This is a genomic window from Chitinophagales bacterium (assembly GCA_013816805.1).
Taxonomy (GTDB): domain Bacteria; phylum Bacteroidota; class Bacteroidia; order Chitinophagales; family UBA10324; genus MGR-bin340.
Window position 1 is genome coordinate 121,292 of record JACDDS010000011.1, and the last position, 20,298, is coordinate 141,589.

A 20,298-nucleotide genomic window follows, 5' to 3' on the forward strand; every position below is an offset into this window, starting at 1 on the left:
TTAATGCTCAACAGATCGCCACATCAGGCTCGCATCTCCGTAGCTAAGGAAACGAAAATTATTTTTTAGTGCATACTCGTAAACTTTTTTCCAGTCGTCGCCAATAAATGCAGACACTAATAACAATAAGGTGCTGCGTGGCATGTGAAAATTAGTGATCAGTGCGTCCGTAAGCTTAAAAGCATAGCCCGGGGCAATGAGCAGTTTTGTCTCTGCTATCAGCTGCGTTAATTCTTTCTTTTCCATAAAATTCAGGATCGCTTCCATGGAATCTGCAGTGGTAATAGACATGATGCTCTCATAAGGCATCCACTGATCAACTATAAGTGATTCATCCCCTTTTAACAATTTTAACCCAAGCCAGTAAAGGCTTTCTAAGGTTCGCAGCGAAGTGGTCCCAACTGCCACCAGCGGAGTCTTCTTGTTTATTAATTCTTCCAATACCATCTTTCGAATTACAAATTGCTCTTCGTGCATGCGGTGATCTTTCAAAGTTTGAGCTTTTACAGGCCTGAAGGTGCCTGCGCTAACGTGAAGCGTTAGAAAAAGTGAATAAATATTTTTCCCGGTAAATTTTTTGAAAAGTGATTCTGTAAAATGAAGCCCTGCAGTAGGTGCTGCCACTGATCCATCCTGGAAAGCATACAGTGTCTGGTAACGGTCTTGATCCTCCGTACCGGCATTTCGCCTGATGTAGGGTGGAAGCGGTACATTCCCTGCTGCTTCAAGTACCTGTGCGAAAGATACCGTTTCCGGCTTCCACGAAAAATCTATTACAAAATCATCCTCTCCTTTTTCTCTCATGCACGCTTCCAATGTTGCTGCCTTATCTCCAATCTTTATTTTCCGGCATAAAACCTTTTCTCTCCACTTCTTTACATTCCCTACCATACACCGCCAGGTACACGCGCCGTGCAGAAACATGGCCAGCTGCATATCCCGCACAGGCTCCATTGGTTCCAGTAAAAACACTTCTATGTTTGCACCATTTTCATTTTTGAAAATGATCCGGGCATGGATCACTTTAGTATCGTTAAAAACCAGCGTTGCATTTTCAGGCAAATAATTCAGGAGGTTGCAAAAAAGATCTTCCTCCATTGCTCCATTGTTATATACAAGCAATTTTGAATGATCGCGCTGGGATAACGGCTCCTGCGCAATCCTGTCAGGTGGCAATACATAATTATAATCAGCAATGGAAAAATCCTTCGGATGCACCAAACAAAATTAACCTTGTTGAAAAACTTTTGCAGCATTGCCTCAGCAATAGATAAATTTGCCGCCATTATGCTTAGGCAAATCTATATTGTATTCATTTTTATTTTTTTCTCCTTCACCGCTTTTTCCCAGCAAAACAATTCAGGCGACAAGCTGCCGCCATACCTTTATGTGGAGAATAGCTGGGTAGATTCCGTATTAAATACAATGACTCCGGATGAGCGCATTGGCCAGCTATTTATGGTAGCTGCCTGGTCGAAAAACGGTCCGGCCGAATTGGAGCGGATAGCAAACCTGATCCGTAAGCAGCATATAGGCGGCATCATTATGATGCAGGGCGGACCGGTTCGGGAAGCAGCGTTCATCAACTTTTCCCAGTCCATTTCAAACGTGCCTTTGCTTATTTCACAGGATGCCGAATGGGGATTGTCCATGCGGCTCGACAGCACGATAGTATTTCCCCGGCAGGGTATGCTGGGTGCCATGCAGGACGATTCACTGGTGTATAAATTTGGGAAAGAGATGGCGAGGGAATGCACGCGCATTGGTGTAAATGTTTCTTTTTCTCCCGTTGTCGATATCAATAATAATCCATTGAACCCCGTTATTGGTGACCGTTCTTTTGGGGAGGATAAGTTCAATGTGGCTGCAAAGGGAATAGCTTATATGAAGGGGCTGCAGGACGGTGGTGTGCTCGCCTGCGCCAAACATTTTCCGGGGCATGGCAATGCTGATAAAGATTCGCACAAAACACTACCTGTAATTAACGGTTCTAAAAAAGAACTGGACTCGCTGGAATTGTTTCCATTCCGGAAAATTTTCTCAGAAGGTGTTGGAAGCGTTATGGTAGCGCATCTCAGCATTCCCGCTCTGGATTCCACAAGCAATGCCGCCTCGTCACTTTCGTCACGGATTGTTACCGGGCTTTTAAGGAATGACCTGGGTTTTAAAGGATTGGCGTTTACCGATGCATTAAATATGGCCGGAGTCGGCAACTACCCCGAACCTGGAATGGTTGATTTAAAAGCATTGCTTGCAGGAAACGATATTCTTCTTTTCTCAGGTGATGTAGCTGCTGCTATAAACCAAATAAAAACAGCAATTAAGAAAGGGAAGGTTGATCAGAGTGAGATAGATATCCGGGTGAGAAAAATTCTGCAGGCAAAATTCTGGCTCGGATTATCTGAACGCAAACCAGTGGATATGCATAATCTCTATGAAGATTTAAACTCGGGTGAGGCGGTTTATCTGAAGCAGCGGCTTATCGGGAATTCGCTGACTCTGGTACATAATAAAGATGGTTTCCTCCCTGTAAAAGATCTTACAGCTCAAACGTTTGCATCGGTATCCATTGGAAGTGATTCCATAACACCATTTCAGCATATGATTTCAAATTATGCAATGGTGCAACACTTTAATATCAGTAAGGATGCAAAGGAAGCGGAATTCAATGACCTTGAAAAAAAATTGCAGAACTACAGCATTGTATTCATCGCGCTGCAAAACATGTTGCGGTCTCCGGAAAAGCAGTTTGGAATAACACCGAACAGTATAAATTTCATTAACCGTATGAGCTTTCAGCATAAAGTGATTTTGACTGTTTTTGGAAATCCCTATGCATTACAAAATTTTTCATCGCAGGATTGGCTGCTTGAAGCATATAACGATGAACCGCTTACACAAAGCCTTGCAGCTCAATTGCTGTTTGGTGGTATTGAAGCCAACGGAAAGCTACCTGTCAGCGCCTCATTAAATATACGCGCAGGAGAAGGAATGGTGTCAAAGACCATCGGCCGTTTACAATATACCCTACCTGAAGATGCGGGCATTTCCAGTTATAAATTAAAGAAGATTGATTCTCTGGTTCAGGAAGGAATCACACAACACGCGATACCGGGTTGTCAGGTTTTTATCTCGAAAGACAGCAAAGTGCTCTTGCAAAAATCATTCGGCAACTTTACATACGATGTGAATGAAAGTGTTGCAAACGATGATCTGTATGACCTTGCATCTATTACAAAGGTGGCCGCCACTACCTTAATGCTAATGAAGCTTTATGATGAAAAGAAATTAAATCTCTCAGCTAAGGCTTGCCATTATTTACCTGACCTTAAAAGAACGAACAAAGAAAATATAACGATTAAACAACTACTGCTGCATGAGGGAGGACTGGTGGCCTCCATTCCATTCTACAAAAAAACGATTGACAGTGCAGGCTACTTGTCCGGGATAATTTACAGGAATCAGATAGAGGATCCTTATACTGTAATGGTGACTCCATCTTTGTATATGAACCATTTCTATTTGGATACACTGTGGAAAGAGATTTTAGAATCTCCCGTAGAAGCGCCCGGCAAATATGTGTACAGTGATCTGGATTTTATAATATTAAAAAAAATAGCAGAGAAAATTTCCGGCGAAACGCTGAATAATTTTGTAACGAATAATTTCTATCGCCCATTGGGCTTGAGTACGATCGGTTTTAATCCCCTTTCTTATTTTCCTAAAGAGCGCATTGTTCCATCTAACTATGATTCTAGCTTCAGGAAACAGCTGATACAGGGAACTGTTCACGATCCGGCTGCAGCTATGTTGGGAGGTATTGGCGGACATGCCGGGCTTTTTTCGGATGCGAATGACGTGGGTATTCTTATGCAGATGTTACTTAACTATGGAGAATATGCAGGGGTGCGCTACCTCGATTCTGCTACAGTAGTAAGGTTTACTTCACGCAACAGTGAGCACAGCAGAAGAGGTTTTGGATTCGATAAACCTGAAACGGAGCCAGACAAACCCAGCCCCGTGTGCGACAGTGCGTCAGCGCTTACGTTCGGCCACCAGGGATTTACAGGAACGTGTGTATGGGCTGATCCGAAATATCAACTAATTTTTGTGTTTCTGTCAAACCGCACCTTTCCGGATGAAGAAAATAAAGAGCTCCTTAATCTGAACATCAGAGGCAGGATAGAGGAAGTGATCTATGATTTGATGCAAAATAAATCTCCATTTTGATTTTTTTAGAAGTCTTTGGTTCAAAGCCTGATCGTTAATATTACTATCTTTAAAGCCTCTCAATTTGTTCTCTTTCAGATGCAGGTAAAAACAAATGCAGGATACATTTTTGACCAGTTAAGCTTTCTTCTTCAAAGTTTAACAGATGAGCAATATCATTGGTCATGCGAGGAATTTTACGGTGCGTCTATAGGTAAGCATTATCGGCATATCATAGAATTTTTCCAGTGTGTGTCTGTCGCGGATCAAACCGGAACAATCTGTTACGACAATCGCCCCCGGGATGAGCGGATAGAAAAAATCCGGTCTTTTGCTTTACAGGCACTGTCCGATTTGCAAACGGAGCTGTCCGAAATTGATGATTCAAAAATTCTAACGATGATCGGAGATATCAGTGCCGGAAATAATTCAGAAGGCTCCGTTATGAGCACAAGCCTGTTCCGGGAATTCCACTATGCAATAGAACATGCCATTCATCACATGGCTATTTTAAAGATGGGTATTCGCCATGCGTTTCCCGATATTTTAATTCCGGATGAGTTCGGCGTAGCGCCTTCAACAGTTCGCTTCCGACGATTCATTGAGTTAGCATCCTGATTGTTTTTTTGAATTGCATTATGAAAAATGTGTACCGTTAGTTTTGTCCCTCTTAATCAGGATGAATTTATTCTTACCTCGAACCGTGATGAAACAACCGCGCGTGGATTATCATCTGCGCCTCAAATAATCAGGAGCCAAAATTTTTCTATAGCCTGCCCTGTTGATCCGCTCGCTAATGGAACATGGATAGGTGCGTCCGATACACGTAAAGTTGTATGCCTTTTAAATGGCGCATTTAAAAAACACAAGCGCCATGTTCCATATAGAAAAAGCAGGGGTCTGGTAGTGCTTGATTTTTTTAATTCCTCCACGGTTATAGAGTATGTAAATGAATATGATTTCACTAATATAGAAGCATTTACAATGGTGATAATTAGTGCTGAAGAAGGAATAAAATTATACGAATTGCGATGGGATGGAAATCAGAAATATTTTACCCGGCGCGATGAAGGCCAGATTCATTTATGGTCTTCCGTTACACTTTATACTGAAGATATTATAGCAGCAAAAGAGAACGCTTTCAAAAATTATCTGAAAAAGAGTTCTGTTGTATCTCAGAAAAAATTAATTGACCTGCACGAAAAACATTTCCTGTACCAGGATTGGGTTGAGCCCTATCTGCAGTTAAACGAAATCCAGACACTAAGTGTAACTTCAATTCACGGGAACAACCATTCGTTGGTGATGGCATATCGTGATTTAATTAAAAAAGTTACAGCTCTGAAAATTATTAATCTTCCTTATTTGCATGAAGAAAAAAACGCGGCTTCCTGAATTTTTTAAATGGGAATTCTGGCCGTTCTGGATTTTTTATCTTCCTGTGTATTTCCACTTTATCGTACTTGCTTTTCGCGCCCGCACTCTTTCATTTTTTACCCTTACCAATCCGGGAATGGTAATGGGCGGATTTGCCGGTTATTCAAAAAGCGAAATACAAAATCAGCTTCATAAAAAATACATTCCCGAGACACTTGTATTTACTTCTTTTCCGGATGCAGAAGAAATAATAAAAAAAATGAAGGAAGCAGGAATTTATTTTCCAGTGATTTTAAAGCCCGATTTTGGAGAGCGTGGATGGAAAGTAGAAAAAATCAGCGACCGGCAGCAGATGGAAAAATACCTGATGGATGTTCCGGAAGTATTTTTATTACAGGAATATATCAATCTGCCGGAAGAATATGGGGTAATGTATTATCGCCTTCCTTCCAACTCAGCAGGAACTATTTCATCCCTAATGAAACGGGACTTTTTATCTGTGACTGGAAATGGTAAATCTACATTACTGGAGTTGTTCCAAAAGTCCGATCGTTGCAGGTACCATTTAGAAAAACTTATAGTCCAGTTTAAAAGTGAACTGCAGGCTGTAATTGCAGCTGGTGAAAAAAAAACACTGATTGAAATTGGAAACCATAACAGGGGTACTTCCTTTTATAATTTTAATCATCTGATTAATCAGAAGCTGGTTGCAGCCTTTGATAAGGCCAGCAAGACCTTGCATGAGTTTTACTTTGGGAGATTCGATGTACGATGCAGCTCATTTGAAGAAATGGAGAAAGGAAATTTTAAAATAATTGAAGTGAATGGTGTGAATTCAGAACCCGCTCACATATACGATCCAACCATGTCTTTAGTCAAAGCTTACCGTGATCTGTTTCGCCATTGGAATACCATATATAAAATCAGCATGGAAAATAAAAAAAGAGGTAACAAGCCTATGAAAATTTCTAAAATGTATACAGCGATTGTTCAGCATTTACAGGAAAAAAAACTTCATCCGAACAAAATATACGAAGGATAGCGGTCACGTTCCTTTGTAGTGGCCCTCTGTTTCTCATTCATTTTTTAACCTTTAATTTTGATACATGATACCTCGAATGAAACATCAACGGATATTTATTTTGATGCTGGTGCCTGCAATAATCACACTTCTTTATAGCTGTATCAGCAGGTCAAACGGAGGTGAAACGCTTGCTTATATTTCACACTCAGCATCTTCTGAAATCGTAACTAATCCACCCGGCGGCATGGTATGGATTCCCGGCGGAGATTTTACAATGGGGACGAATGATGATCCTCAGGCACGTGACGATGAGAAACCCGCTCATAAAGTTCGTGTCGATGGGTTCTGGATGGATGCTACTGAAGTTACTAACGCACAGTTTTCAGCATTTGTAAAAGCAACAGGATATGTGACCACAGCAGAGAAAGCACCTGACTGGGAGGAGTTAAAAAAACAAGTTCCACCGGGAACAGCAAAGCCTCCGGATTCAGTGCTTGTGGCATCATCATTGGTATTTTCTCCGCCTGACCATAAAGTATCTTTGAATGATCCGGGTCAGTGGTGGGCGTGGACTAAAGGCGCGGACTGGCACCATCCCCAGGGGGAAAACAGCAGTATTAAAGGAAAGGATAATTTTCCTGTTTCACAGGTTTCCTGGGATGACGCCATGGCCTACTGCAACTGGGCACATAAACGCCTGCCCACGGAAGCGGAATGGGAATTCGCGGCACGCGGAGGTTACGGAGATAAAAAATATCCCTGGGGTGACGATAAAGATTATGCAAAACACGCAAATACCTGGGATGGACATTTCCCGGATGTAAATACAAAAACAGATGGCTTTGTGCTGGCTGCACCGGTAAAATCCTATGATCCCAATGGTTACGGACTATACGATATGGCAGGCAATGTATGGGAGTGGTGCAGCGATTGGTACCGGGCGGATTATTATGCACAATGCGTAAAACAAAACATCGTTTACAACCCGCAGGGGCCAAATAACAGTTTAGATCCCGAAGAACCCCTGGTGCAAAAACGTGTTAACCGGGGTGGATCATTTTTATGTAACGATAGCTATTGTTCAAGCTACCGGGTTACAGCACGTATGAAAACCAGTCCGGATACAGGATTAGAGCATTGCGGTTTTCGATGTGTAACCACTCAGCAACTGTGGAAGAATTAATATCACATAAATAATAGAGTTCTTCGTCAGTTTCTGAATTACTATAATAAAGGTCTTTAATTATCCCGAACGACTGGCACGATTTTTACAAATCCTGTGAACCAAAAACTCATCAGTCAAACATTCCAAATAACTTTCAATTATGAAAAACCTGAAATCAATTTTGGTAGTCGCCTGTCTTTTTATTGTTTCTCACGGTTTTAGTCAGGTGGTGGAGCATAAAAGGTCAGAATTTGGTATAAATGCCGGATTGAATTTTACAAACGTAAATATTACCACTCCGTCCCTAACTGCCGACTCCAGGACTGGATACCAGGCTGGTATTTTTTACCGCAGCGGAAAGTTCCTGTACGGTCAGGCAGGTCTTAATTACCAGTTGCTGCGAAATTATTACGCCCAAACAGATACTACTGAGGGTGCTAAGGACAATTTTTCGCAACACAATCTTCAGTTACCATTATATGTAGGTATCAACCTCGCACCAATATTAAGAAGCGTAATAAATGTACGGGCTTATGCTGGGCCGGTGTTTAAGTATACAGTATCCGTTCCTGTAAATGGCCTGCAGTTTACATTAAATGATTTAAACAAGTTTGGAGCGGATGTAACTTTCGGAGCAGGTTTAGATGTACTCATGTTTTCAGTTGATGCCGGATATTCAATTGGCTTAAATGAAGTATTTGATAAGATAAGTGATGCAAAAAATAATTATGGATTTATAACCGTTGGTTTGCGTTTCTAAGATTAAAAAATAGAGTTTAAACAGGGTTGGCGAAAGTTGACCCTTTTTTATTTATAATTATCCTGCTGATTTTTATAGTTTCCCGTTAGCAATAAGGAACATATCTTTAAGGAATCAAAATGAAGAGTAACAGCTTTCTGAATCAGGCTATAAATAACTTATAAACCATGATCTTTTTTTCCTCAAAAAAAATCTACCCTCTCTTATTTTCTTTATTCTTCAGCGCTATACAATCGTATTCCCAATCCAGCTTATTTTGGAAAAATATATCCATTAATACGCTTGATAATTCTGCCCAAGATATTTCTCTGCCACAATTCTGCCGATTACTGCAATTGGATGTGGATGGCATAAAATCTTTTTTGAAGGAGGCATCTTCATATTCATCAACAATTTACAAAGCGGACCCATTAATTATTAGCATTCCAATGCCGGATGGATCTTCAGAAGATTTTCAGATCCGGGCATATGCGGTAATGGCCGAAGGGCTTTCAACAAAATTTCCATCCATAAAAACTTATAAGGGAGTTGGTATTTCAGACAGGCATGCTTCAATAAGGCTTGATCTCACGGATGAAGGTTTTCACACTATGATTCTTTCTCCCCGTGGTCAGTCGTTTATCGATCCAGTACCTGGTAAAAATTCTGAAATATATATGAGTTACTATAAAAAGGATTTATCACCAGCCTGCAATTTTATCTGCGGTATAAAAACTGAAGACTCTGATTTCGAATCTGTAAACAGCGCTTGGCGAAGTATAGGAACTGAATTAAGAACCTATCGTTTAGCTCTCGCCTGCACTGGTGAATATGCAAGAACAAAGGGGGATTCAGTGGCCGGAGCTCTTGCAGCAATGGTTACTTCACTGAACCGTGTGGATGGCATTTATGAGCAGGAGTTCGACATTCACCTTGTTTTGGTTGATAGTGAAGAAAAAATAATTTTTTTAGATGGCACTACTGATCCCTATACCAATAACGATGGGTATGCCATGCTGAGTGAAAACCAGGCAGTTATTGATGATAGCATCGGCAGTGATAACTATGATGTTGGTCATGTATTCAGTACGGGAGGAGGAGGTATTGCAGGGCTTGGAGTAGTCTGCAACAATGGGCGGAAGGCTATGGGGGTTACAGGTCTGTCAAATCCAGTAGGAGATGCATTCGATGTGGATTACGTAGCGCATGAGATGGGCCATCAGTTTGGTGCAAACCATACGTTTAATTCCGAAACGGTTAATTGCGGAGGCGGGAACCGCAATGCTTTTACCGCTTATGAGCCGGGCAGTGGTTCCACGATCATGGCTTATGCGGGTATATGCGGAATAAATGACCTGCAGCCACACAGCGACCCTTATTTTCATACTGAAAACTTTGATGAGGTTGTAAACTTTACTCAGTTAGTTAACGGGAATAATTGCCCTGTAGTAACTCCTATCATCAATAAGGCTCCTTCAGTTAATGCAGGCAGCGATTACTCTATTCCTTTTAATACTCCGTTTGTGTTAAATGGGAGCGCGATAGATTCTGATGGCGCTGCGTTGACTTTTTGCTGGGAAGAAATGGACCGTGGACTGGCCTGTGATTGGAATAAACCGTTAGGAACAGCGCCACTGTTCAGAAGCTTTCGGCCTGATACAGTTTCTTACAGAATCTTCCCTAAACTATCAAGCATAGTAGCTAATAAAATAGTAATCGGAGAAATTTTACCAGCTTATGCACGGGTAATGAAATTCAGACTGACAGTGCGTGACAATAGGTTAGATGGGGCTGCAGTGGCTTACAATGATCAGTTTAAAACCATAACTGTTGTAAACACCGAAAAAGCATTCAGAGTTACTTACCCCGATTCCTCTGGTTATTTCCAGGTTGGAACATCAAAATCCATAACCTGGGAAGTGGCCGGCACTGATACGGCTCCTATTAATTGCAAGCTTGTAAATATTCTGTTATCACGTGACGGTGGATTTAGCTATCCCGATACCCTTATGCAGCAAACCGCCAATGATGGAAACGAACTCGTTACTATTGCTAATGATACCGGGTGGATAACTACTACGGCGCGGATAAAAGTTGAGGCTGCTGATAATATTTTCTTCGATATTTCGAATCTTAATTTTCGTTTAGGAACTGATTTGGATACCACACTTGCAACAGGAACTGCAGTAACAAAAAATATAGAAAATACAATTGAAATTTATCCTAATCCGGTTGGAACGGAATTAAATATACGAGCTGAGAATCTTTCCTCTTCTGAAATGAATGTTCGGCTTCTGAATATAATGGGTCAGGTAGTACCGTTTCCGTTGTACCCAAAAGTTCAGCAGCATTTTTTTTCCTATGATATTCACCAGCTGCTGCCCGGAATTTATTTCGTTTGGATAGAAACCAATAAGAGAATTATAATCAGGAAAATAATTAAAGAATGATTTAACTGTATAAGCTTTTATCCAATTTAAAAAAGGCTTTTTATTCCCTCTTCCGTTTAAAAAATTCTTTTACCAGGTTAGAACACTCCTCGTCCAATATCCCGGAAAGTATAGAAGTTTTGGGATGTAAGGGCGAAGGCTCAAAAAGTGAAAAGCCTTTTTTCCGATCCTGAGATGCGAATACCAGCTTCCCTATCTGCGCCCAGCCAATAGCCGCAGCACACATCACACATGGTTCTATAGTAACATATATGATACAGTCTTTTAGATATTTATAGTTGAAGAACCGTGAGGCGGCGGTGATAGCCAAAATCTCAGCATGTGCTGTTACATCATTTAATTTCTCTACCTGGTTATATCCCTTTCCGATGATCTGATTTTGTGCAACAATCACCGCACCTATCGGAACCTCATCTTCCTGCAATGCCTTATAAGCCTCTTTCAAAGCTACAGACATAAAGTAATCATGCGGTAATGGTTGCATTTAAAAGATAAATGATGTAACAATCATAAGTTATTATCCGTCTTTTATCGATTAGCTTCAATAATTAGAAGAAATAATAATTCCTTTTTCTAAAATTCGTTTTAATTTCTGCACATCATAAACACCATCTGACTATGTTTGCTTTTTCTATCTTTGGCACCGCTAAAATAATTAAACATTTGCGTCCTCTTTTTCTTGCTGCTACTTTCTTCTGCTTATTTACTGATTCCCTGTTTGCACAAAAAGTCTGGACGCTGGAGGAATGCATTGCTTATGCTAAAGACAATAACATCAGCATCAGGCAATCCGAGCTTACTCAACACTCTTCTGAAGATGCCTTGCTTCAGTCGAAGCTGAGTCTTTTACCCAATATCAATGGAAGCGTTAATTACTATTTTAATTTTGGCCGCACATTAGATCCCACCACCTATTCTTATAGAACGCAGAGTTTTCAAAACGGACAGCTTACCGCACAGGCGGGTTGGGACATTTTTAATGGTTTTCAGCGACAGAATACCATTAAGAAAAATCAATTTGATCTGTTAGCAAGTCAATTCACAACGGAGACCACGGTGAATAATGTTTTATTGTTTGTTGTAGGAGGGTTTTTGAATGTAGTATATGCTAAAGAAAATTTGAAAATAGCCCAGGGTCAGCTCCAGCTTTCTAACCAGCAGCTTACCCGAACACAAGCATTGGTATCAGCAGGTACACTGTCGGAAGGGTCTCTTTACAATATTCAGGCACAGGAAGCAAATGATGAACTCAATCAGGTAACGGCTCAGAATACACTCGATATTGCAAAACTTAATCTTGCCCAGCTACTTAATGTTAAGGATCCAATCGACGTCACCATAGCGGATGTCGTGATTAGCAATGACCTTCTTAGTGAGTTAAACGTGACGGTTGATAGTGTTTACAAGCTGGCCCTTCAAATACAGCCGCAAATTAAAAGTGCAGAATACCAGGTGAAAAGCTCTGAGAAGAGTTTTTCAATTGCAAAAGGGGCACAATACCCTGCATTATCACTTTTTGGAAGTCTGTCTACGAATTACTCCAATGCAAAACAGATAACCGGGTTCGATTCCATTGCCGGTGAACCAACTACTATTGGTTATTTATCAAGTACCGGTGATCCTGTGCTCGCACCTAATTTAATTTTCCTACCGATAAGATCAACTCCAACCTTTACCCGGCAGTTTAATGATAATTTTGGCGAAGCTTTTGGAATCAGCCTGAATATTCCTATTTTCAATAACTGGCAGACGCGTACAAATGTCAGTCGCTCCCGCATCAACCTGTTAAACCAGCAGCTAACGTTGGAATCAACCAGGCAGCAGTTGTATAAAGATGTACAGACAGCCTATACAGATGCGGTGGCAGCAAAAAATAAGTATACCGCATCTCTCAAGAGCGTTGCTTCTTTACAAAAAGCATTCGATGATGCTCAAAGAAGATTTAACCTTGGTGCTATCACTTCCCTCGATTACATCACTGCTCAGAATAATTTATTGAGATCGACATCGGAACTGCTTCAGTCCAAATATCAATATATCTTCAAGTTGAAAGAGCTTGAGTTTTATGAAGGCAAACCACTAACAATGCAATAGTATGTTCAGGAAAAACCGTCTTCTTATTATTATAGCCGCTATCGCTATTATTCTTGTTATTGTTTTGATTGTTGGAAAGAAACAAGGCTGGGTCGGCGGCGGGAATGCTACAGATGTTAGTGTCGAAAAGGTTTCAAGAAGAACCATTATTGAAAAAGTATCCGCCAGCGGTAAAATCTATCCACAGGTTGAAGTAAAGCTCAGTCCTGATGTATCAGGGGAGATCACCCAGTTGAATGTAGAAGAAGGTGACTCTGTGAAAGAAGGCCAGCTGCTTGCTAAAATAAAACCAGACATCTACCAGGCAGAGCTGGACCGGGCAGTGGCTGCTATGAATACTGCAAAAGCAAACTACCTGCAAGCCAAGGCATCGCAGGTGCAGTCAGATGCACAATATGAAAAGGCAGATAAAGACTATCAGCGTAACGTTTCGCTATATAATAATAAGATAATTGCTTCTTCCGATTTTGAAACCGTTGAAGCTTCTTATAAATCTGCAAAGGCTGCCAATGATGGAGCACAAATGAGTGTAGATGCTGCACAATATAATGTTGTAAGTGCGGCTGCCTCTGTAAAACAGGCACAGGAAGATCTTCGGAAGACCAATATATATGCCCCTATGGGCGGCATCTTATCTCAATTAAACATTGAGAAAGGAGAACGTGTATTGGGAACTACTCAAATGGAAGGTACTGATATGATGCATATATCCGATCTCAACGCTATTGAGGCTCGCGTAGATGTAAGTGAAAATGATGTGCTTCGGGTGAAATTAGGTGACACTTCCGATATTGAACTGGATGCCTATCCTGATAAAATTTTTAAAGGCGTAGTTACGCAAATAGCTAATTCTGCTAAAAACCAATTAAGTACCAGTACGGAGCAGGTCACTAATTTTGTTGTTAAAATTTTACTTATTAAAGATTCTTATAAAGATTTGGAAGGGAATAGTGGAAAGCAGTTTCCGTTTTTACCTGGCATGTCAGCTTCTGTGGATGTAATGACCAGCCATGTAAATAAGGTTATGGCTGTACCTATTCAATGCGTTACAACCCGTGAAGACAGTTCCAATGGCGGAACTGCTGATACAGCAAAGAAAAAAAGCGCTATACAGGAAATCGTTTTTATGAATGACCAGGGAAAGGCAAAAGCTGTAAAGGTTAAAACCGGTATTCAGGATGATGAGTATATAGAAATTAAGGAGGGATTAAAAGGTGATGAACAAATTATAACAGGTCCTTTCAGTGCCATTTCTCGTTTGCTGAAGAACGGTGATCCAATTGCAGTAGTTGATAAGAGCAAGCTATTTGCTAAAGAAACAGCAAAATAGTTGCATTGGCTATAATCCACATCAAACGAATAGGCATGATTGGCGGTGGAAGCTGGGCAACTGCTCTCGTTAAAATTCTGAACCAGAACGGCCACACCGTTAACTGGTGGCTGCGCAGCAAACATGCGGCAGATTGGCTTCGAGCCCATAATCATAATCCCCGTTATCTTGGTTCTATTAAATTTCAGCCAGAATTAATTATTCCATCCAACGATATAAAAGTGGTTATTTCACAAGTAGATATTATTTTTCTTGCTGTACCGGCGGCCTTCCTGTCAGGTGTACTTACAAGATTATCATATGAAGATTTTGAAGGAAAAATTTTGGTATCTGCAATAAAAGGTATGATTCCATTTGATAATCTTATAATAGCGGAATACCTTGAAAAATATTTTAAAGTTTCATTTGAGAATACGGTGATCATCAGCGGCCCTTCTCATGCAGAAGAAATTGCGCTTGAAAAGCTATCTTATTTAACGCTTGCCTGTCCTGATATTTTAAATTCAACGCTCGTTTGTAACCTGCTTCGCTGTAACTATTTACGGTGCACAGAAAGTGACGATATCTATGGAACGGAATATGGAGCCGTGCTGAAAAATATCTACGCACTATGCTCAGGGATTTGCCATGGACTTGGGTATGGAGATAATTTCCAGGCGGTGTTTATCAGCAATGCCATAGAGGAGATGGAGCGCTTCGTAAAAGCAGTGCATCCTATAAACCGGGACATTAAAGATTCCGCTTACCTCGGGGATCTTTTAGTAACGGCATATTCGCAATTCAGCCGTAACCGTACCCTCGGCACCATGATCGGAAAGGGTTATTCTGTGCAGGCCGCTTTGCTGGAAATGAATATGATTGCGGAAGGATATAATGCTGCGAAATGTATTCATGAAGTGAATAAGCATTACCAGGTAAATCTTCCAATCTGTGAGGCTACGTACAGGATTTTATACGAAGAAGCCGAACCAGGAAAAGAGATGGAAAAAGTGAGTGCAGTTTTGAGTTAACTAAGTTATGTTGATTTCCTATTCTCAGCAGTTTAAATCTATGGCTGCAATTATTTATAATACTTCAGCTCCAGATTTTCACCATCAAACACTGCGTAGCTATAATACCTGATCCAGTCACCAAGATTAATATAATGGCTCGTCTCATTCAGTAGATAGTCAATGGCCAGGTGTCGATGGCCAAATATAAAATAATCAACATGTTTGTTTTTCAGCACTTTACGGGCATATCCGATCAGCCATTCTTCAGGCTCCCCGAGGAATTCCGCATCTTCCCCACTGATCAGGCGATTATTCAATGACCAGTATCTGCCCAGGTGTACTCCCAGGTTCGGATGAATGCGGGAAAAAAGCCAGCGTGATAATCGTCCACGAAACAACGATTTTAAAAATTTGTATCCATGATCTCCTTTGCCCAATCCATCACCATGAGCAATTAAAAAATTCTTTCCTGCAATTGAAAGCTGCTGTTGAGAATGATAAACCGGGATGTTCAGCTCCTTAGTAAAGTAATCTTTCATCCATTGATCATGGTTGCCGGTAAAAAAGTGGACAGGTAACCCGTTATCCGTGAGCTCCGCCAGTTTGCCAAGCACACGCACATATCCGCGCGGCACAACCTCAGCATATTCAAACCAAAAATCAAAGAGATCACCCACTATAAAAAGTGCCTGCGCATCCAGCCGGATGAGTTCCAGCCATTGAACAAACTTCTTTTCACGAACAAGCGAAGAATTGTAATCCGGAACACCAAGGTGAAGGTCAGAAACAAAATATATTTTGCCGGTGAGCTCCGGAATATTTTCCATTACGCAGTGGCAGGCTCATCTATAAAAAACAGGTATACTTCTTTCGGACCATGTGCGCCCAATACAAGCGTCTTTTCAATATCTGCTGTCCGGCTTGGACCCGTAGCCAGAGAAATCATGGAAGGCATTTTACCTTCATATTTTTCAGCTACTGACTGGAGGCCATCTTTCAGATCATAAACTAATTGAGAACGATATGCAACCACTAAATGCACAGGGGGAAAGATTGGAAGTGCTCGGCCCGATTCCTGGCGGGAACTAAGAAGAATAGTTCCGGTACGGGCTATCAATACCTCACACCTGGTAATGCCCCCATCCGCCTTATCGAGGTTACCGCCGATTCGCAATTTTTTAAAAATATATTGCTGAAACAGGGCCTGCAAAGAATACTCCCACGCAAACAAATTATCCCAATGTCTTGCTTCTGAAAGTGAATTCAGGTTTTCTATGAAATCTGAATGATTTTCACAGTAGATAAAGTTTCCCTGCACCTTCGTGAATTCCTCAGCAAAAATGATATCCAGGGAATCAGCAGGAGCAGGATAAATGGAAGTGTTGGTATCAAGATTAGGAAAAGGCTGATCTGTAGGTTCAATTAGTGCCTTACGAATCTTTTTCAGAATGCGTTCCTTGGAAGTGGTCTCCATTCATTACTGTAGTTACATTACCAATCAATACCTAAGAAAAACTTGTATGTATTGAAGCAAAGGTAACTAAGCTATTTTGGTTTCTGGATTTTTTAACACAGACGGAATTAATACTTCTTCTTTCTTTTCCTGCTCCTCTGCCTGTTCTGTGGTACCGTTTTCAGCAATCGCTGCTTCCTCTTCTTCCTTGGTTTTTATGTCAAATGGCCGTTTTCCGATTAACCGTTCAAGGTCCTGCTGGAAAAGGATTTCCTTTTGCAGCAATTCCTGAGATAGTGCTTCGAGCTCATTACGTTTTTCCTTAAGCAAATTTTTCGTCCTGTCAAAAGCGCGCTCTACCAATAGACGCACTTCCTGATCTATCATCCTTCCGGTTTCTTCTGAATATGGTTTTTGAAACCCGTACTCGTTTTGAGGATCAAAATAAGACAGGTTTCCAATTTTTGCATTCATGCCATAAATGGTGATCATGGCATATGCCATCTTGGTGATCCGTTCCAGATCATTTTGGGCACCGGTAGAAATTCTTCCGAATACGATCTCTTCTGCAGCTCTTCCTCCTAGTGCCATGCAAATGCCGTCAATCAACTGCTCCGTAGTGTACAGGTATTGCTCCTTTGGCAAATACTGCGCATAGCCAAGAGCTGCAACACCACGGGGTACAATAGAAACTTTTACCAGCGGATCGGCATGTTCCAGGAACCAGCCGCAAATAGCATGACCTGCTTCATGGTATGCAACAATCTTTTTTTCTTCTTTAGAGATGATCTTTGTCTTTTTTTCCAGTCCCCCGATTACGCGATCAATGGCATCCTGGAAATCACTCATCTCAACTTCCTTTTTACCCTTTCGTGCTGCAATTAAAGCGGCCTCATTGCAAACGTTGGCAATATCCGCACCAGCAAAGCCGGGAGTTTGAGCAGCTAATTTCTGCATATCCAGCACTTTTGCCACTTTAATGTGTTTAGAGTGGACCTTGAATATTTGTTCTCTTCCTACCAGGTCAGGTTTATCAATTGAAATTTGCCGGTCAAATCTTCCAGGACGCATTAATGCTGAATCAAGCACATCGGGCCGATTTGTGGCGGCCAGAATAATAACATGAGAATCTGTTCCGAAACCATCCATTTCCACCAACAATTGGTTCAGGGTATTCTCGCGCTCATCGTTTCCGCCTTGTATAAAGTTCCTGCCCCGCGCCCTGCCGATAGCATCTATTTCATCTATAAAAATGATGCACGGTGCTTTTTCTCTTGCCTGGCGAAAAAGATCGCGCACACGAGATGCTCCGATTCCGACGAACAGTTCCACGAAATCAGACCCTGAAATAGAAAAGAAAGGTACCTGCGCTTCCCCGGCCATTGCCTTAGCAATTAATGTTTTTCCGGTTCCCGGAGGCCCAACCAGTAAAGCACCCTTTGGTATTTTACCACCAAGAGCTGTATATTTCTTTGGGTTTTTGAGGAAGTCAACTATCTCCATCACTTCGGCCTTTGCTTCATCCAGGCCTGCCACGTCCGCAAAAGTTACATTTACCTTGGTATTCTTATCAAAGAGTGTAGCCTTGGATTTTCCGAAATTAAAGATCTGACCACCTGCTCCTCCAACTCCGCCTGTCATTCTTCTCATAATAAAATACCATATGGCAACAAAAGCAAGAATCGGAAGTATCCACGTCATCAGTAAGCTTAACCAGTCGGCCTGGTTCTCCGGGTAAACTCCAATACGTTGGTAGGTCGGATCTTTTTTAATGACTTCCGATTCCGCCTGATCAAGGCGTTTGGTAAAATCATCCACACTCAAAATCTTGAACTTATAATGAGGTCCGGGATTTAAGGTATTAAAATTTGTAGTTGCAACGTCTTTATATTTATCCTCACTCAGCCGATCCTTTTTAATATAGATTTCAGAGTACTCCTTATTTACAACAACCAGTTTTTCCACATCTTCCGATTGCAGCATGTTCTGATTAAACTCCTCAAAACTGATGAGCTTAGATGATTTGCTGAAAGGAAAATAATTTAACCCAATTAATATTACCACCACAATGCCATAAATCCAATAAACATTGAACTTTGGCCCTTTAGGAGGATTAATTAACGGATTTCGCTTCCGTGTTTTATTTTTTTCTTCCATTCACTCATTTATTAGTCTGATAAAATTTAATCCTGTAGGGACGAACGCTCCGGAGAGTTATTGTGGAAGCCAGCAGGAATCTCTATACTGTAAACACAAATTTAGTCATTATGTTCCTCAACCGTGGCATCACTCCACAATTCTTCCAACTGGTAAAAATGGCGAACAGGCTTAAGAAAAACGTGTATTACAACGTTTACATAATCTATTAAAATCCATTCGGCATTTGTAAAACCTTCCTGGTGCCAGGGTTTTTCAAGCAGTTGCTCATGAACGTGCCTGATTATATTTTCTGCAATGGCTTTAACCTGTGTTGTTGATTCAGCATCTGTTATTATAAAAAAATCAGTAACAGCATCCTGAATATTCCTGAGATCAAGGGTTACAATATTCTCTCCTTTTTTGTCCCGTATACTTTCAACGATTACCTCTACATTCGCCGGGTATATTTGTTTTGACGATGGTTTTTTTGTGGCTTTTACAGCTTTGATAATTAAGTTTTTTTGCAAAACTAAATAAATCCTGCCAATCGGAATGTCGTCCACTTTTTTTGTAGGAAAAACAAGATTGGATTTTGCAGACCTAACTTCCACCAATGAGCATGCTGCAGCATTAATACAGCAGCAAGATGTAATTGAAGGCACGCTCATCCGCGCCGATTTTCAATCAGGGGGTAAAGGCTACGCAGGAAATAGCTGGCAAAGCGAGAAAGGGAAAAATTTATTACTAAGCATTATATTAAAGCCAAAGTTCCTTCCAGCCAAACGGCAGTTTTTTCTTAACCAGGTTATCTCGTTAGCCGTTGCTGCAACTGTGGAAGACTTTGTAATAAAAGAAAACGTCAAAATTAAATGGCCTAATGATATATTATTCGGTGAAAAAAAGATTGCTGGAATCCTTATTGAAAACTCAGTGCAGGGAAATTTTATTCAATATTCAATTGTGGGTGTTGGGCTAAATGTAAATCAAATAAATTTTTCCGGGTTGCAAAAAAAGGCAACTTCTATGGCATGCATTACCGGGAAAAAATTTTCTCTTAATAAGGTATTGGATGATCTATGTGAAAAGCTGGAATACCGTTATCTGCAACTGAAGAATAACCACGTTGATCAAATTCAGAAAGATTATATGAAGCAATTGTTCAGGGTGGAGGAAGAATCTGATTACAGCACTGCCGGAAAAACCTTTATGGGAAAAATTGTTGGATTAACGGCAGAAGGTAAACTGATATTACAGGTCAATAATCAGCATGAAGTTTTCGGATTCAAAGAAATAGAAATGATTATATGATGTGATACCTAAAAGTGA

The 20,298-nt window shown here is 40.9% G+C and carries 17 protein-coding genes; 11 read left to right on the plus strand and 6 right to left on the minus strand.

Going from position 1 to position 20,298, the window contains the following annotated elements; all coding sequences use genetic code 11:
• Complete coding sequence (locus H0W62_10755) at window positions 1-1,218, minus strand: S-adenosylmethionine:tRNA ribosyltransferase-isomerase (GenBank protein MBA3649011.1); 1,218 nt, start codon at window positions 1,216-1,218, stop codon at window positions 1-3.
• On the opposite strand from H0W62_10755, the gene H0W62_10760 reads away from it, so the two are divergent.
• The 7 genes from H0W62_10760 to H0W62_10790 all read left to right on the plus strand — a co-directional run bounded on the left by H0W62_10760 (window position 1,213) and on the right by H0W62_10790 (window position 10,964).
• The gene (locus H0W62_10760; GenBank protein ID MBA3649012.1) at window positions 1,213-4,230 is read left to right on the plus strand and encodes a serine hydrolase; all 3,018 of its coding nucleotides are present in this window, start codon (window positions 1,213-1,215) and stop codon (window positions 4,228-4,230) included. The two genes, H0W62_10755 and H0W62_10760, sit on opposite strands and share 6 nt — an antisense overlap.
• A gap of 78 nt (window positions 4,231-4,308) precedes the next feature.
• Entirely contained in the window at window positions 4,309-4,827 is a 519-nt protein-coding gene (locus tag H0W62_10765) for a hypothetical protein (protein MBA3649013.1), read from the plus strand.
• A gap of 27 nt (window positions 4,828-4,854) precedes the next feature.
• Window positions 4,855-5,604 (plus strand): NRDE family protein, encoded by a 750-nt coding sequence (locus H0W62_10770; GenBank protein ID MBA3649014.1) that lies wholly within the window; start codon window positions 4,855-4,857, stop codon window positions 5,602-5,604.
• The gene (locus H0W62_10775; protein ID MBA3649015.1) at window positions 5,579-6,628 is read left to right on the plus strand and encodes a D-alanine--D-alanine ligase; all 1,050 of its coding nucleotides are present in this window, start codon (window positions 5,579-5,581) and stop codon (window positions 6,626-6,628) included. The genes H0W62_10770 and H0W62_10775 overlap by 26 nt, the downstream gene beginning before the upstream one ends.
• A 76-nt stretch (window positions 6,629-6,704) precedes the next feature.
• A complete protein-coding gene (locus tag H0W62_10780; GenBank protein ID MBA3649016.1) occupies window positions 6,705-7,793 on the plus strand; it encodes a formylglycine-generating enzyme family protein in 1,089 nt (362 codons plus the stop codon).
• Window positions 7,794-7,935: 142 nt separating this feature from the next.
• On the plus strand, window positions 7,936-8,535 hold the full coding sequence (locus H0W62_10785; GenBank protein MBA3649017.1) for a PorT family protein: 600 nt from the start codon (window positions 7,936-7,938) through the stop codon (window positions 8,533-8,535).
• Window positions 8,536-8,702: 167 nt separating this feature from the next.
• Window positions 8,703-10,964 carry a T9SS type A sorting domain-containing protein gene (locus H0W62_10790; GenBank protein MBA3649018.1) on the plus strand — a complete coding sequence of 754 codons (2,262 nt, stop codon included), beginning with the start codon at window positions 8,703-8,705 and terminating at the stop codon, window positions 10,962-10,964.
• Between the two features lie 40 nt (window positions 10,965-11,004).
• On the opposite strand, the gene H0W62_10795 is transcribed toward H0W62_10790, so the two are convergent.
• Window positions 11,005-11,448 (minus strand): nucleoside deaminase, encoded by a 444-nt coding sequence (locus tag H0W62_10795; protein ID MBA3649019.1) that lies wholly within the window; start codon window positions 11,446-11,448, stop codon window positions 11,005-11,007.
• 134 nt (window positions 11,449-11,582) lie between these two features.
• On the opposite strand from H0W62_10795, the gene H0W62_10800 reads away from it, so the two are divergent.
• Genes H0W62_10800 through H0W62_10810 form a run of 3 tightly spaced genes read left to right on the plus strand, consistent with a single transcriptional unit; the run spans window position 11,583 to window position 15,398 of the window.
• On the plus strand, window positions 11,583-13,058 hold the full coding sequence (locus H0W62_10800; protein MBA3649020.1) for a TolC family protein: 1,476 nt from the start codon (window positions 11,583-11,585) through the stop codon (window positions 13,056-13,058).
• Between the two features lies 1 nt (window position 13,059).
• Window positions 13,060-14,388 carry an efflux RND transporter periplasmic adaptor subunit gene (locus tag H0W62_10805; GenBank protein MBA3649021.1) on the plus strand — a complete coding sequence of 443 codons (1,329 nt, stop codon included), beginning with the start codon at window positions 13,060-13,062 and terminating at the stop codon, window positions 14,386-14,388.
• A 35-nt stretch (window positions 14,389-14,423) separates the two neighbouring features.
• Complete coding sequence (locus tag H0W62_10810; GenBank protein ID MBA3649022.1) at window positions 14,424-15,398, plus strand: NAD(P)H-dependent glycerol-3-phosphate dehydrogenase; 975 nt, start codon at window positions 14,424-14,426, stop codon at window positions 15,396-15,398.
• A gap of 50 nt (window positions 15,399-15,448) precedes the next feature.
• Here the strand turns inward: H0W62_10810 and H0W62_10815 are convergent, their stop codons facing one another.
• The 4 genes from H0W62_10815 to rsfS all read right to left on the minus strand — a co-directional run bounded on the left by H0W62_10815 (window position 15,449) and on the right by rsfS (window position 19,640).
• Window positions 15,449-16,207: a UDP-2,3-diacylglucosamine diphosphatase gene (locus tag H0W62_10815; GenBank protein MBA3649023.1), complete on the minus strand. Its 759-nt coding sequence runs from the start codon at window positions 16,205-16,207 to the stop codon at window positions 15,449-15,451.
• The gene (locus H0W62_10820) at window positions 16,207-16,854 is read right to left on the minus strand and encodes an LUD domain-containing protein (protein MBA3649024.1); all 648 of its coding nucleotides are present in this window, start codon (window positions 16,852-16,854) and stop codon (window positions 16,207-16,209) included. Before H0W62_10820 ends, H0W62_10815 begins: the two co-directional genes overlap by 1 nt.
• 66 nt (window positions 16,855-16,920) lie before the next feature.
• The gene (locus H0W62_10825) at window positions 16,921-18,990 is read right to left on the minus strand and encodes an ATP-dependent metallopeptidase FtsH/Yme1/Tma family protein (GenBank protein MBA3649025.1); all 2,070 of its coding nucleotides are present in this window, start codon (window positions 18,988-18,990) and stop codon (window positions 16,921-16,923) included.
• A 101-nt stretch (window positions 18,991-19,091) separates the two neighbouring features.
• On the minus strand, window positions 19,092-19,640 hold the full coding sequence (rsfS, locus tag H0W62_10830; protein ID MBA3649026.1) for a ribosome silencing factor: 549 nt from the start codon (window positions 19,638-19,640) through the stop codon (window positions 19,092-19,094).
• Between rsfS and H0W62_10835 the strand changes: the two genes are divergently transcribed.
• Complete coding sequence (locus H0W62_10835) at window positions 19,558-20,280, plus strand: biotin--[acetyl-CoA-carboxylase] ligase (protein MBA3649027.1); 723 nt, start codon at window positions 19,558-19,560, stop codon at window positions 20,278-20,280. The genes rsfS and H0W62_10835 overlap by 83 nt on opposite strands.
• The last annotated feature ends 18 nt before the right edge of the window (window positions 20,281-20,298 follow it).